The sequence below is a fragment of the Serratia sp. KH_031 genome (genome assembly GCF_057839655.1).
Genome location: NZ_CM174496.1, coordinates 3703379 through 3717069, shown reverse-complemented (window position 1 = coordinate 3717069; position 13691 = coordinate 3703379). Strand labels below are relative to the sequence as shown.

10 protein-coding genes are annotated in these 13691 nt (G+C 50.3%); 9 read left to right on the top strand and 1 reads right to left on the bottom strand.

Annotated features, from left to right (window positions below):
- The first annotated feature begins 32 nt into the window (after positions 1 to 32).
- The 3 genes from htpG to AC3ISQ_RS16620 all read left to right on the top strand — a co-directional run bounded on the left by htpG (position 33) and on the right by AC3ISQ_RS16620 (position 4200).
- Positions 33 to 1901, top strand: a complete 1869-nt coding sequence (htpG, locus tag AC3ISQ_RS16630; RefSeq protein ID WP_489348273.1) for a molecular chaperone HtpG — start codon at positions 33 to 35, stop codon at positions 1899 to 1901.
- 201 nt (positions 1902 to 2102) lie between these two features.
- Positions 2103 to 2747, top strand: coding sequence for an adenylate kinase (gene adk, locus AC3ISQ_RS16625; protein ID WP_489348271.1), 645 nt, complete (start codon positions 2103 to 2105; stop codon positions 2745 to 2747).
- Positions 2748 to 2874: 127 nt separating this feature from the next.
- Positions 2875 to 4200, top strand: a complete 1326-nt coding sequence (locus AC3ISQ_RS16620) for an IS4 family transposase (protein WP_489348269.1) — start codon at positions 2875 to 2877, stop codon at positions 4198 to 4200.
- A 344-nt stretch (positions 4201 to 4544) separates the two neighbouring features.
- On the opposite strand, the gene AC3ISQ_RS16615 is transcribed toward AC3ISQ_RS16620, so the two are convergent.
- Positions 4545 to 6506: an autotransporter outer membrane beta-barrel domain-containing protein gene (locus tag AC3ISQ_RS16615; RefSeq protein WP_489348268.1), complete on the bottom strand. Its 1962-nt coding sequence runs from the start codon at positions 6504 to 6506 to the stop codon at positions 4545 to 4547.
- A gap of 256 nt (positions 6507 to 6762) precedes the next feature.
- Between AC3ISQ_RS16615 and AC3ISQ_RS16610 the strand changes: the two genes are divergently transcribed.
- The 6 genes from AC3ISQ_RS16610 (at position 6763) to AC3ISQ_RS16585 (ending at position 13652) form a co-directional block, all read left to right on the top strand.
- The gene (locus tag AC3ISQ_RS16610; protein ID WP_489348266.1) at positions 6763 to 7404 is read left to right on the top strand and encodes a helix-turn-helix domain-containing protein; all 642 of its coding nucleotides are present in this window, start codon (positions 6763 to 6765) and stop codon (positions 7402 to 7404) included.
- A 158-nt stretch (positions 7405 to 7562) separates the two neighbouring features.
- On the top strand, positions 7563 to 8696 hold the full coding sequence (locus tag AC3ISQ_RS16605; protein WP_489348264.1) for a sugar diacid recognition domain-containing protein: 1134 nt from the start codon (positions 7563 to 7565) through the stop codon (positions 8694 to 8696).
- 118 nt (positions 8697 to 8814) lie between these two features.
- A complete protein-coding gene (locus tag AC3ISQ_RS16600; RefSeq protein ID WP_489348262.1) occupies positions 8815 to 10080 on the top strand; it encodes a GntP family permease in 1266 nt (421 codons plus the stop codon).
- Between the two features lie 9 nt (positions 10081 to 10089).
- Positions 10090 to 11238: a glycerate kinase gene (locus tag AC3ISQ_RS16595; RefSeq protein ID WP_489348261.1), complete on the top strand. Its 1149-nt coding sequence runs from the start codon at positions 10090 to 10092 to the stop codon at positions 11236 to 11238.
- 84 nt (positions 11239 to 11322) lie between these two features.
- Positions 11323 to 12285 (top strand): ferrochelatase, encoded by a 963-nt coding sequence (gene hemH, locus AC3ISQ_RS16590; RefSeq protein ID WP_489348260.1) that lies wholly within the window; start codon positions 11323 to 11325, stop codon positions 12283 to 12285.
- 62 nt (positions 12286 to 12347) lie between these two features.
- Entirely contained in the window at positions 12348 to 13652 is a 1305-nt protein-coding gene (locus AC3ISQ_RS16585) for an inosine/guanosine kinase (protein WP_489348259.1), read from the top strand.
- Positions 13653 to 13691 lie beyond the last annotated feature (39 nt).

Here is a 13691-nt window from a genome sequence, read left to right as displayed (position 1 = left end):
TTGTCACAACTTTTTTGAGGTAATGAGTGAGTATGAAAGGTCAAGAAACCCGCGGCTTCCAGTCTGAAGTGAAGCAATTGCTGCATTTGATGATTCATTCCCTGTATTCCAATAAAGAAATTTTCCTGCGCGAACTGATCTCCAACGCCTCGGATGCTGCCGACAAGCTGCGTTTTCGTGCGCTGTCTACGCCAGAACTGTATGAAGGTGATGGTGAACTGCGTGTGCGTCTGGCATTCGATAAAGACAAACGCACGCTGACCATTTCTGATAACGGCATCGGTATGAGCCGTGATGAAGTGATTGAAAACCTAGGTACTATTGCTAAATCGGGCACCAAAGCATTCTTGGAATCCATCGGTTCCGATCAGGCGAAAGATAGCCAACTGATCGGTCAATTTGGCGTAGGTTTCTATTCTGCTTTTATCGTGGCAGACAAAGTGACCGTGCGTACCCGTGCTGCTGGCGCACCGGCTGACGCTGGCGTGTTCTGGGAGTCTGTCGGTGAAGGCGATTACACGATTGCCGACATCAGCAAAGAAGATCGTGGTACCGAAATTACCCTGCATCTGCGCGAAGGCGAAGATGAGTATCTGGACGCTTGGCGTCTGCGCTCGGTGATTGGTAAATATTCCGATCACATCGCGCTTCCGGTTGAAATTGAAAGCAAAAGCGAGGAAGAAGACGGCGCGACGACGTGGGAAAAGATCAACAAAGCCCAAGCGCTGTGGACTCGTGGCAAAGCTGATGTTACCGACGAAGAATACAAAGAGTTTTATAAGCACATCGCCCACGACTTTACCGATCCGCTGAGCTGGAGCCACAACCGTGTGGAAGGTAAGCAGGAATACACCAGTCTGCTGTATATCCCGGCGCAGGCACCTTGGGATATGTGGAACCGCGATCACAAACACGGCCTGAAACTGTACGTGCAGCGCGTATTCATCATGGACGACGCCGAGCAGTTCATGCCGAACTACCTGCGCTTTGTGCGTGGCCTGATAGATTCCAACGATCTACCGCTCAACGTTTCGCGTGAGATCTTGCAAGACAGCCGTGTCACTCAGAACCTGCGTGGTGCGCTGACCAAACGCGTATTGCAGATGCTGGATAAACTGGCAAAAGACGATGCGGAAGGCTATCAGAAATTCTGGCAGCAATTCGGTCTGGTGCTGAAAGAAGGCCCTGCGGAAGATGGCACTAATAAAGAAGCGATTGCCAAACTGTTGCGCTTCGCTTCTACCCATGGCGACAGTTCTGCACAGACCGTTTCGCTGGAAGATTACGTCAGCCGCATGAGCGAAGGGCAGGAGAAGATCTATTACATCACCGCCGACAGCTATGCCGCGGCGAAGAGCAGCCCGCATCTGGAACTGTTCCGCAAGAAAGGCATTGAGGTGCTGTTGTTGTCCGAGCGTATCGACGAGTGGATGATGAGCTACCTGACCGAGTTCGACGGTAAGCCGTTCCAATCTGTCAGCAAAGCGGACGAAGCGCTGGACAAATTGGCAGACGAAACCGAAGAGCAGAAAGAAGCCGAGAAGCAGCTTGAGCCGTTTATCGATCGCGTGAAAACGCTGTTGGGTGAGCGAGTGAAAGATGTGCGCCTGACGCATCGTCTGACCGATACGCCAGCGATCGTCACTACCGATGCCGATGAAATGAGCACCCAGATGGCAAAACTGTTTGCGGCGGCGGGCCAACAAGCACCGGAAGTGAAGTACATTTTCGAGCTGAACCCGGAGCATGCACTGGTTAAACGCGCATCTGACGTGGGTGATAACGAACAATTCGCTGAATGGATCGATTTGTTGCTGGATCAGGCGCTGCTGGCGGAACGCGGCACGCTGGAAGATCCAAACTTGTTTATCCGCAGAATGAATAAGTTGTTGTCCGCATAATCTCAAATAAAACGCCTTTAACTGACAGGTTAGAGGCGTTTTCTCTTCTTTTCGCTACCCAATTACACATTTTTACCCCTCATTTCTTTTCGTTTTCCCGCAATCGTTTTCCTCTGGAACCTTGAGCCACCCCCCTCTGAAATGGTATGGTTGAGCGTTTTCGCAATTTTATAAAAACTACATAGCAAGGGGATTTACGCAATGCGTATCATTCTGCTGGGCGCTCCGGGCGCTGGTAAGGGGACTCAGGCTCAATTCATCATGGAGAAATACGGTATTCCGCAAATTTCCACTGGTGATATGTTGCGCGCAGCCGTGAAGGCCGGCAGTGAGTTGGGCAAGCAGGCGAAAGAAATCATGGACGCCGGTAAGCTGGTAACCGATGAGCTGGTTATTGCACTGGTCAAAGAACGCATCACTCAGGAAGATTGCCGTAACGGCTTCCTGTTAGACGGTTTCCCACGCACCATCCCACAAGCTGATGCGATGAAAGAAGCTGGTATCAAAGTTGACAACGTACTGGAATTCGCCGTACCAGACGAATTGATCGTCGATCGTATCGTGGGTCGTCGCGTACATGCGCCATCTGGTCGTGTGTATCACATCAAATTCAATCCGCCGAAGGTTGAAGGTAAAGACGATGTGACCGGTGAAGAACTGACCACACGTAAAGACGATCAAGAAGAAACCGTGCGTAAGCGCTTGGTGGAGTACCATCAACTGACTGCACCGTTGATCGCTTACTACAGCAAAGAAGCTGCAGCGGGTAATACTAAATATAGTAAGATCGACGGTACCCGTAAAGTGGCCGAAGTGAGCGCTGAACTGGCAACCATTCTCGGCTAATCGAGTTTTTAACGCAGTATCTAATGAACGCCGAGCCAGATGCTCTAATGCCGATCGTTTAAGAGTACTTGAACGATCCTACCAGTAAGAGACAATCCGGGATCAGCCCTCTGCTCCCGGATTTTTTATGTCTGAACATGATATGGATTTTGTCGTCGATGCTTTTTCTTCTGAGCTGGATGCTTTTTCACGCTCGCTTGACCCCGCTTGGATACACCAAGCGCTGACCGCCTGCCAGAAAGCCAGTATTCGCAGACGTCGCCTGCCTGCTGAACAGGCCGTATGGCTCATCCTTATGATGGGGTTGTTGCGAGACTTATCCATCAAGGACGTCTGTCACCATCTGGATATCGTTCTTCAACCCGATGACACCTACCAAAGCCTCGCACCCAGTGTGTTAACCGCTGCACGCCAACGACTGGGGGAAGCACCGCTTCGCTATCTTTTTCATGCCTGCAATGAAGCATGGCAGCCTGCTGCTCTCGGACCGGCTACTTTCCATGGACTCCGTGTGTTGAGTGTTGATGGGACGCTTTTTCGCACACCGGACTCACCGGATAACGCAGCGGCTTTTGGTTTTATTGACCCCTCCGCGGGCACATTCCCTCAAGTACGTATGGTCGCACTGATGGCAACCCACTCTCATATGTTGCTGGATGCCGCGTTCGGAGGCGTAGCCGAAGGCGAGTTAACGCTGGCTCATCGTCTGATTTCTTCTGCTCCAGACCATACTCTGACACTGTTTGACCGGTGCTATTTCAGCGCCGCTTTTTTCATCGAATGGCAACAGGCGGGACGCTGTACTCACTGGCTGACGCCCGTAAAAAGCAAGCTTCGCTATCAGGTCATCGAACGATACAGCGATTACGACATGCTAATTGAGATGCCGGTTTCTCCACAGGCACGTAAGGCGGCTCCGCATCTACCGGCTGTCTGGCGGGCAAGAATGGTGAGCTATGTCAGCGGCGGCGGTAAAGGAAAGATCACCGGATTTCTCACGTCCATGACCGATCCTGCGGCCTATCCGGTAGAAGATTTATTGCGTATTTATTGGGAGCGCTGGGAAATTGAACTGGGTTATGGCGAACTGAAACGGCGACAACTGAAAGGGGAAGTCACCCTGAGGAGCCGCTTTCCAGAGGGCGTAAAGCAAGAATTATGGGGGATACTGATCTCCTACAATCTGCTGAGAAAAGAAATGGTAGATATTGCCGGGGAAGGCGGGGTCATACCGACACGAATAAGCTTTGTCGCTGCGTTAAACATTCTGGTGTCACAGGCTCGGGTGAGTGGTAAAGGTGCCGCAGGGAATATCCCTAATCATCTGAAAGGAATGAGGGAAAATGTAAAAGCGTTTATTCTTCCGGAAAAAAGAAAGCACCGACGATATTCTCGTTCAGTGCTTTATATTCCACCTAAATATCCGTTCAGCTATAAGTCACGTGAGGCTTAAGTGAACGGCATTAGAGCCAGATGCTCGGCGTTTTTTTGCAACGAATAAAGTACTGGAGGTCTGTTTACTTCAGAACTGGCATACCCAAAATTTGGAGTGGCAGTGAGTTAATTATGATGGGGAAACGTCAGAAATAGGGGTGTGAGATGCACGATGAGGATGAGCTGAGGGGCACTTTTTATTTTCGCTGTGTTGTTTTATTAATCAGCGAGAGGGTTAACGAAATAAACGTTAACCCGGGAAAAATAACCAGCAGAGTCGTTAAGAATAATATTTGCGCTAATTGCATAGATATCCTCTATTTTAAAATATCACCCCCAATGATCATTAGGGGCGGTTGGAGATTACCAGGAATAAGAAATACCGACGTTAGTCTGCCATGGGTTATCCACAGCGTGGCCTTGGGTGTAATTAATGTTGGCGTAGGCTCCCAGTGCGCCGCTTAATTGCACTTGGGCTCCGGCACCGGTTTGTATCGCCGAACCATCAATGCTGTCGCTGAATTGTTCGCCGTTAATATTGACGCTGTTTCCATTACTGAGTTCGTTCACTACTGCTAAATGTAGATAGGGTTTGACCATCGCTCCATGACTAAAGTTGTAGCTAGTACCAAAGTCAGAACCAGCTTCTAATTGAAGGGAGTTATAATCATTGTTATTTACCTGCATACCATTACTGGTGGTGTAATCTACCCCAGTTAATGTCATCGCTGAGCCTTTGATATATGGCTCAATAAAGTAACTGCCGCCATCATAGGTATAGCCACCTTTAAGGCTCACCCCATAACCATTGTTGCTGTAACTACTATCGGAGCGATCACCATCTGATGACGTCACATTCTGTGAATTAGAGAAGTGTTCGAATTTTGCCGTGGTATCGACGAAGACACCGTTATTGTAGCGACGGGAGAGATAAACCTGTGCACCTGTGCTGTCGAGATCGCCGCTGGCACCCGTCATCGACAAATCAGATCGCCCTTGTGACATCGCCGCACCGACCAACCAATGGCCATTATTGGCATTGAATAGGCTGTCAGTCCCGACCATCACACCGTTAGTGTTTTGTTGATAGCTCGCATTGGCGTCGGTTGTAGTATGGTTCTCCCCTCCGAAGTAGGACGCCCAAACCCCACCTTGATCATCAGGATTACGGCGTGAAGCGTTCAGACGCTGGTTTAAGGTATCCGACTCGAGATTCCATACATTGACCCCCGCAGACGCTGCGCTTAATGCGGCGTTCGCCCCTGTTGAGAGCTGACTGGTTTTTTGCATCACCACGCTGGTGCTGCCATCGCTGTTATTTTGTGTGACGGCATCGTATTTCCAAGCACCGTTGTCGGAAGTCAGCCCAGTGAAGGTGGCGCTGTTATCGGTGACGTTAACAATGTCGCTACCATTCAAACCAGTGTCAGTACCGGAAGAGTGGATACCCACGGTAAAGCTGCCGCTGGCGGAACCGGCGGTGAGTTTATTGTAACTACCCGTGGTGCTGTTATAGCTGGAAATCAGTGTGCCATTGGTTCCCGTCAAGGTATCACTGGCAATACTACCACCACTCAGATCCACACTACTGTCGTTGACGTTCAGCGTATTGACGACGGAATCCCCAGTGACATTCCAGCTAGAATCACTGGCTAAACTGATCGCTGTATTCCCGTAGGTGTTAGTTTGCGCATTGCCGCTCCATTGACTGCTATTATTCAAGCTCAGGCTAGATGTTGCAGTCTCTTGTTCGGTACCTTGACTGATGATATCGCCACTCAGTACGGAAGATTGCGCATTAAGATTCATAATACCAGATTGGTTATCGAGTATTGCCGTACCGGAGAGAGTAGAGTCTGTGACATTGATATTGGCATTAGCTGCTGTTAAGGCAGTATCACCGGAAGTAAATACTGAACCTACTGCACTGACTTGTGAATCAGTTAGGTTAAAAGTACTAGGGGTGCCTAACTTACCGAATCCCCCTATGTTAAAGCTATTGGAAGCAGAGTTAAACGTTGAAGTCGTGATATCGACGGTTTGGTTGCCTATCAAAGTATCGGTATTCGATAGATCAATATTATAGTTATTACCATCGGCGGTTTGATTAAAGGATGAGTTGCTAATGGTTAATTTCCCTGACTCAAAAACAACAAATCCAGCAGTACCTGCGTTACCAGAACCTGAGATGGTGCGTCCGGATCCTGAAATATTATCCCCAGCTGCAGACCATGCATAGGTATAAGGATCAGTTGCGGCGTAGGTCATTCCACAATTCAGTGCTAAAAGTGAGGAGATAACAGCGGCGATTTTATTTAACTTCATAGAATAACCTTTATTTGTTTGAAACGATAGATGGAAGTGGCACAGTGTATTTTTTGCAAGCCTATGAGGGATGTTAGATTTTGTCATCAAAACACGAGTGCAAAATGACACTGTATTAAGATATTTTTACTGTATATTTCTGTTTGTGTTTTTATGTTTTAATTTTACTCGTAAAATTTCTCGCTGGGGATATTTTGTCATTGCCTTAACAAAAGTCATCTTGTGACGACAAATAAAAATAAGATAAAATTAGACTGTGATTAACGATATTGAGAATTTGTTTTTGTTGATAAATAAAGAGATTATGGCGGTACGTCGTCTACATGCTGCTTTTCCCTGTAATCATCTTGAACGACTGCGAGAGAATCAGGTTATTGCCGTTGAACAAAGTATGGGGGTTATATTTTTGTTAAGCGGAAAAGTGAAGTGTTGCACTGATAAACTAGGGGCGAATAACGCCTTTATTGTTGATGCACCCAATGTTATTGGCATTTCCAATGCATTCCAAGCACCGTTTGTCGGTAGCGTCAAGGCATTGACGCGTAGCCAATACCATCGTGTTGATGGAGCGCAGTTTTCCCAAACGGTACTCAGTAATAATTTGTTTTCGGATGTCAACGTGTTGTTGAGTCATCGTATGCAATTATTGGCAAGACGCGTGGCATTACTGTCTCACCATCGGGTTTATCATATTATTCGGGATTCTCTTCTTTATTTTGAAAGTCATATGAGTGAGGGGTATAAATCACGTAATACAGTGCTGCAATATTTGCTCGAAAATACCTCCTTGTCACGGAGTTCTATCCTTCGTGTACTGTCTGAGTTACGCAAAGGTGGATATATTGAGATGCACGATGGTTATTTATTGAGCTTGTCAAAAATGCCAGAAAATTTCTGAAGTTACCCAATACGTTATCTCTTTTCTGAAGGGGGGGATTAAACCGCATCGACCTGATTAAATTTGTGATCTCTTTAGCGTGTTACGCCTCCAACATTTAATGTTCTGATGGGAATCGCGTATAACTGCCGCCATTCACGACCACTGGGATAACGCCGATGATCAGGCAGACAAATCTTCTGGCAGAAGCCACCGCGCGTCAGATTGTGCAGCGCGCGATGGGTATTATTCATCACTCAGTTAACGTGATGGACAACAACGGTGTGATTATTGCTTCGGGTAATCCTGAGCGCTTGTTTCAACGCCACGAAGGGGCGGTATTGGCTCTAGCGGAAAACCGCGTGGTGGAAATTGATGTAGCCACTGCCGCTCATTTGAAAGGTGTTCGTCCGGGAATCAACCTGCCGTTCAGTTTTCGCAATCAACGTGTTGGTGTGATTGGGATCTCAGGCGATCCCGCTGAAGTTCGCGCCTATGCCGAATTGGTGAAAATGGCGGCTGAATTGATGGTGGAGCAGGCCGCGCTGTTGGAACAGCATCAGTGGGAAAAGCGTTACCGCGAAGAGCTTGCCAATCAACTGCTGCAACCACAGCACGAGTCCGGTTCGTTAGAGCCGATGGCAGCCTATTTAGGGTTGGATCTACAGCAACCGCGTATTGTTTGGATTGTGGAATTGCACGAACAGCAACCCCATCTGCTGCGTGAGCTATTGGCTGAGTTGGAAGGCACCCAGCGCGAGGCTCTGATCGCCATGACGGGCTTGAACGAGATGGTGCTGTTACGCCCAGCTTGTTTGGTGCAAGGGGAATGGAACCTGAAGCAAGAGCGAAAACAGGCGCAGCAGCTCCAGAGCCAACTTCAGCAACGTTTTAATATCCGTCTGATTATCGGTAGTTTTTTCGATGGTGAAGGTGGGGTTTATCACTCCAGTCTGACCGCACGCGCCACTCAATCAATGGCGAAGCGGCTTAAATTACGCCATAAAACGTTGTTCTATAAAGATTACCCATTACCTTCATTGTTATGCGATCTCGGCGAAGGTTGGCGTACACAAGAGCTTTCCCGACCGTGGCAGCTTTTAAGCGAAAACGATGATAAAGGCGTGTTGCGCCATACCCTACGGCAATATTTTTATCGGAACTGTGATCAAACGCAGACCGCCTCTGAGCTTCATATTCATGTTAATACCCTACGTTATCGGCTACAGCGAGTAGAGAGTATTACTGGTTTTAAAATCAATCAGTTAAACGATACTTTGCAACTGTATATCGGTATGTTGCTCAACGACTGATTTGTCACTACCCACAATTTTCCCGTCTGCCAGCGCTGATATTTTTGTGCTTTCCTCTCAGGCGCTTTTTTATCCACAAGGATATGTTTTCCACACACCAACAACAGGGAAAACAATAATGATAACTGTATCCACACTGGGCGCTCTGGTAGCACTGGTTGTTGCTATCGTCCTAATTTTACGCAAGGTTCCACCCGCTTACGGCATGATTGCCGGTGCATTGGCTGGTGGGTTAGTGGGCGGTGCCGATTTAGTGCAAACCGTCACGTTAATGATTACCGGCGCACAGGGCATTACCAATGCGGTAATGCGAATTCTGGCGGCGGGTGTATTGGCCGGGGTTCTGATTGAATCCGGTGCCGCACACAGCATCGCTGAAACCATCGTGCGTAAAGTGGGTGAAACCCGCGCACTGTTGGCGTTAGCGGTAGCCACGTTGATCCTGACCGCAGTTGGGGTATTTATCGACGTTGCCGTCATCACCGTCGCGCCAATCGCTTTATCTATCGCTCAGAAAGCCGGGATTTCGCGCACTGCGATTTTGTTGGCAATGATTGGCGGCGGTAAAGCGGGTAACGTGATGTCGCCGAACCCGAACACCATTGCCGCAGCCGATAATTTCCATGTCCCACTCACCTCCGTCATGATGGCGGGTATCGTCCCCGGCCTGTGTGGTCTGGTGGTGGCTTATCTGTTGGCTAAACGCCTGAGCAATAAAGGTAGCATGGTGACCGCCGATGAGCTGACCGTACAAGCGAGCGGCTCCCGTCCGGGCTTCGCCGCGGCGATCAGTGCGCCATTGGTGGCGATTCTGCTGCTTTCACTCCGTCCCATTGCGGGTATCGCCGTCGATCCGTTGATCGCCTTGCCGGTGGGTGGTTTGGTCGGTGCGTTACTGATGGGGCGCATTCGTGAGTGCAACAAATTCATGGTCTCTGGCCTGAGCCGTATGGCACCGGTGGCAATTATGTTACTCGGTACCGGTACGTTGGCGGGGATTATTGCTAACTCTGAACTGAAAGATGTGCTGATCAACGGTCTGACTCATACCGGGATGCCGGCTTGGCTGCTGGCTCCCATGTCTGGTGCTTTGATGTCGATGGCGACCGCATCCACCACCGCGGGTACGGCAGTGGCTTCTGGCGTATTCAGCAGCACCTTGCTGGAGTTGGGCGTGAGTGGCTTGGCCGGTGCGGCGATGATTCACGCCGGTGCGACTGTGCTGGATCACCTGCCACATGGCAGCTTCTTCCATGCGACTGGCGGCAGCGTCAACATGGCGGTGCATGAGCGTTTGAAGTTGTTGCCTTACGAAACCTTAGTCGGTTTCACCATTGCGGCAGTATCCGCGCTGATGTTCGGCGTATTCAATCTGGCAGGTTAAGAAATCATCATGAAAACACTCAAGAAAGTCGTTATTGCGCCAGATTCGTTTAAAGAAAGCCTCAGTGCATTGGGCGTGGCGGAGGCCATCGAACGTGGTTTCTCGCAGATTTTCCCCGATGTGGAGTACGTCAAACTGCCAATGGCAGACGGTGGTGAAGGCACGGTGGATTCCATGGTGGCCGCGACCCAAGGCAAGATCGTCAAAGTTGAAGTCACAGGCCCATTAGGGCAACCGGTACAGGCGTTTTACGGCCTGTTGGGGGATGGCGAAACGGCGGTGATCGAAATGGCTGCCGCATCAGGGCTGCATTTAGCGCCGATCGGGCAGCGAGACCCACGCATCACTACCACTTACGGCACCGGTGAGCTGATCTTGGCGGCGTTAGAGCATGGCGTGAAGGCCATTATCCTTGGCATCGGCGGTAGCGCGACTAACGACGGTGGCGCAGGCATGATGCAGGCGTTGGGTGCTAAGTTATTAGATAAGCAACAGCAGCCGTTGTCACCGGGCGGCGCGGCATTGGCGCAACTTTCCTGGATCGACCTTTCAACCCTAGACTCGCGTTTGCAGCAGGTGAGTTTCACTGCCGCTTGCGACGTTGATAACCCACTTTGCGGTGAGAAGGGCGCTTCTGCGGTATTTGGTCCACAAAAAGGCGCAACGCCTGAGATGGTGCAGCAATTGGATGCCGCTTTACTGCATTACGGTACACTGCTAGCGCAAGTGACCGGAAAAGATGTGCTCCATGCTCCGGGGGCAGGGGCTGCGGGGGGAATGGGCGCGGCACTGCTCGGTATGCTCAATGCTCAACTGCGACCGGGGATCGAGATCGTCATCGAAAGCTTGAAACTGGAAGACGCGCTGCGTGATGCTGATTTAGTCATTACCGGCGAAGGGCGTCTTGATAGCCAAAGTATCCACGGCAAAACGCCGATCGGCGTGGCGCGGGTTGCCAAGCGCCATCAACTGCCGGTGATTGGTATTGCGGGTTGTCTGTCTGCGGATTATCAAGTGGTGCATCAGCACGGTATTGACGCCGCGTTCTCGGTACTGGATCGCATCGTACCGTTGGATGAAGCGTTAGCCGGTGCGGCGCGTAATCTGGAAGTTACCGCACGTAATGTTGCCGCTGTCTGGAAGATGGCACAGGAATAAGCTATCGCTTATATCGGTTTCTGCTCAGGACTTTTCCGTTACAATAACCGGCATTAATCGTTGTAACGGCAAGGAACCGACGAGATGACGCAAGAAAAATACGGGGTGTTGCTGGTGAACTTAGGTACACCAGACGCCCCGACCTCATCGGCGGTAAAACGCTATCTGAAAGAATTCCTCAGTGATGACCGCGTAGTAGATACTTCTCCATTGCTATGGTGGCCGTTGCTTAATGGTGCGATCCTGCCGATCCGTTCGCCGCGAGTGGCGAAGCTGTATCAGGCGGTATGGATGGACGAAGGCTCGCCGCTGTTGGTTTACAGCCGTCGTCAGCAACGTGCTTTAGCGCAGCGGATGCCGAATATCCCGGTAGAGCTAGGGATGACTTACGGTACTCCGCCATTAGCGCAAGCGATCGACAACTTGCTGGCGCAGGGCGTCACCAATTTGGTAGTGTTGCCGTTGTATCCACAGTATTCCTGTTCGACCAGTGCTGCTGTGTGGGATGCCGTAGCGCGTACCCTCAAAGGGTATCGCCGCTTGCCATCGCTGCATTTTATTCGCGACTATGCCGAGCATCCGGCTTATATTTCAGCGCTGCAAACCAGCATTGAGCGCGCGTTTGCCGAACACGGCAAGCCGGATCGATTGCTGTTGTCGTATCACGGCATCCCGAAACGTTACGCCCGTTTGGGGGATGATTATCCTCAACGCTGCGAAGATACCACCCGTGCTCTGAGTGCCGTATTACCGCTGGCTCCTGAACGTATCATGCTGACCTATCAATCGCGCTTTGGCCGTGAACCCTGGTTGACGCCTTATACCGATGAAACGCTTAAAAATCTGCCAGCGCAGGGCGTGAAACATATTCAGGTGGCTTGCCCCGGTTTCTCGGCAGATTGTTTGGAAACGCTGGAAGAAATTAAAGAACAGAACCGTGAAATTTTCCTCAAAGCGGGCGGCGAGAAATTTGAGTATATCTCTGCACTTAATGACGACGCTGAGCATATTGACATGATGCAACAACTGGTCGCGCAGAGCTGGTGAAGCGGAACAGGCGAGAATGTGGTAACATTCTTCGCCTGTTAACTGTCACTTCCGCCAATAACATGAAATTTCCTGGTAAACGTAAATCCAAACACTATTTTCCGGTGAACGCCCGCGATCCCTTATTGCAGCAGGCACAGCCAGAGAGCGAAATCAGCACTTCTTATGTGGTCGGTATCGATCAGACGCTGGTAGATATTGAAGCAAAAGTGGATGACACGTTTGTCCAGCGTTACGGCCTGAGTTTGGGGCACTCTCTGGTGATTGAAGACGACGTCGCCGAGGCGCTGTATCAGGAACTCACCGACAAAAATCTGATCACTCACCAATTTGCGGGTGGTACCATCGGCAATACCATGCACAACTATTCTGTGTTGGCGGATGACCGTTCTATCCTGCTCGGTGTGATGTGCAGCAATATCAAAATCGGTAGCTATGCCTACCGCTATCTGTGTAACACCTCTAGCCGTACCGATCTCAACTATCTGCAAGCCGTTGATGGCGCCATTGGTCGCTGCTTTACGCTGATTAGCGAAAGTGGTGAGCGTACCTTTGCTATCAGCCCAGGTCAGATGAATCAACTGCGTCCAGAAAGCATCCCGGAAGAAGTGATCGCTGGCGCATCGGCGTTAGTACTCACTTCTTATCTGGTGCGTTGTAAACCGGGCGAGCCGATGCCAGCCGCCACCATGAAGGCGATTGAATATGCTAAAAAGCATGACGTGCCGGTGGTACTGACGCTAGGTACGAAATACGTGATTGCCGACAACCCGCAGTGGTGGCGTGATTTCCTAAAAGAGAACGTGTCGATTCTGGCAATGAATGAAGACGAAGCGCTGGAACTGACGGGTATAAGTGACCCGCTGATGGCTTCCGATATGGCGCTGGAGTGGGTGGATTTAGTACTATGCACCGCCGGGCCAAGTGGTTTGTATATGGCGGGTTACACCGAAGAAGCCAACAAGCGCGAAACCCAACATCCGCTGCTGCCGGGGCATATCGCCGAATTCAACCGTTATGAATTCAGTCGTGCGATGCGCCGTAACAGCTGCGAAAACCCGTTCCGTGTTTACTCGCATATCGCGCCTTATATGGGCGGGCCAGAGAAAATCATGAACACCAACGGAGCCGGTGATGGCGCGCTGTCCGCTATGTTGCATGACATTGCGGCTAACGGTTTCCACCGTAACAACGTGCCGAATTCCAGCAAACACGTGCGCAGCTACCTGACTTATTCCTCATTGGCGCAGGTGTGCAAATACGCTAACCGCGTGAGCTATCAGGTGCTGAATCAGCATTCACCTCGCTTAACTCGCGGCCTACCGGAGCGGGAAGACAGTTTGGAAGAGTCGTACTGGGAAAGATAAAAAAATGGCGCTCAATTCGAATTGAGCGCCATTTTTGTT

Excerpts from the sequence above, each read along its gene's own strand:
- htpG (WP_489348273.1), top strand. The coding sequence starts at position 33 with ATGAAAGGTCAAGAAACCCGCGGCTTCCAGTCTGAAGTGAAGCAATTG.
- adk (WP_489348271.1), top strand. The coding sequence starts at position 2,103 with ATGCGTATCATTCTGCTGGGCGCTCCGGGCGCTGGTAAGGGGACTCAG.
- AC3ISQ_RS16620 (WP_489348269.1), top strand. The coding sequence starts at position 2,875 with ATGTCTGAACATGATATGGATTTTGTCGTCGATGCTTTTTCTTCTGAG.
- AC3ISQ_RS16615 (WP_489348268.1), bottom strand. The coding sequence starts at position 6,506 with ATGAAGTTAAATAAAATCGCCGCTGTTATCTCCTCACTTTTAGCACTG.
- AC3ISQ_RS16605 (WP_489348264.1), top strand. The coding sequence starts at position 7,563 with ATGATCAGGCAGACAAATCTTCTGGCAGAAGCCACCGCGCGTCAGATT.
- AC3ISQ_RS16600 (WP_489348262.1), top strand. The coding sequence starts at position 8,815 with ATGATAACTGTATCCACACTGGGCGCTCTGGTAGCACTGGTTGTTGCT.
- AC3ISQ_RS16595 (WP_489348261.1), top strand. The coding sequence starts at position 10,090 with ATGAAAACACTCAAGAAAGTCGTTATTGCGCCAGATTCGTTTAAAGAA.
- hemH (WP_489348260.1), top strand. The coding sequence starts at position 11,323 with ATGACGCAAGAAAAATACGGGGTGTTGCTGGTGAACTTAGGTACACCA.
- AC3ISQ_RS16585 (WP_489348259.1), top strand. The coding sequence starts at position 12,348 with ATGAAATTTCCTGGTAAACGTAAATCCAAACACTATTTTCCGGTGAAC.